Annotated in this window: 2 tRNA genes; both read right to left on the reverse strand. The window is 46.8% G+C overall.

Features of this window, described 5'->3' with window-relative positions:
- Window positions 1–128: 128 nt before the first annotated feature.
- Window positions 129–204: transfer RNA gene (locus AB4507_RS22865), tRNA-Ala, on the reverse strand.
- Between the two features lie 14 nt (window positions 205–218).
- A tRNA-Ile gene (locus AB4507_RS22870) sits at window positions 219–295 on the reverse strand.
- Window positions 296–308 lie beyond the last annotated feature (13 nt).

Genomic DNA, 308 nt, shown 5'->3' on the forward strand with positions numbered 1-308 from the left:
ATTTGATTGAATTACTCGTGAGTAATCAATCAGTCAGCTTTCCAAATTGTTAAAGAGCTTGATTCAATAAATTGAACCATTTTTAAAGACTCTCGTAAGACTTTTTGTCGAACAAGAACGCTTAAAGATGGTGGAGCTATGCGGGATCGAACCGCAGACCTCCTGCGTGCAAGGCAGGCGCTCTCCCAGCTGAGCTATAGCCCCATCTAGGTCGATATTGGTGGGTCTGAGTGGACTTGAACCACCGACCTCCCGCTTATCAGGCGAGCGCTCTAACCAGCTGAGCTACAGACCCAATATCGTCTCTT

Origin of the sequence: Vibrio sp. 10N.222.54.A3 (genome assembly GCF_041474095.1) — a bacterium.
In the GTDB taxonomy this organism is placed as follows: domain Bacteria; phylum Pseudomonadota; class Gammaproteobacteria; order Enterobacterales; family Vibrionaceae; genus Vibrio; species Vibrio crassostreae_C.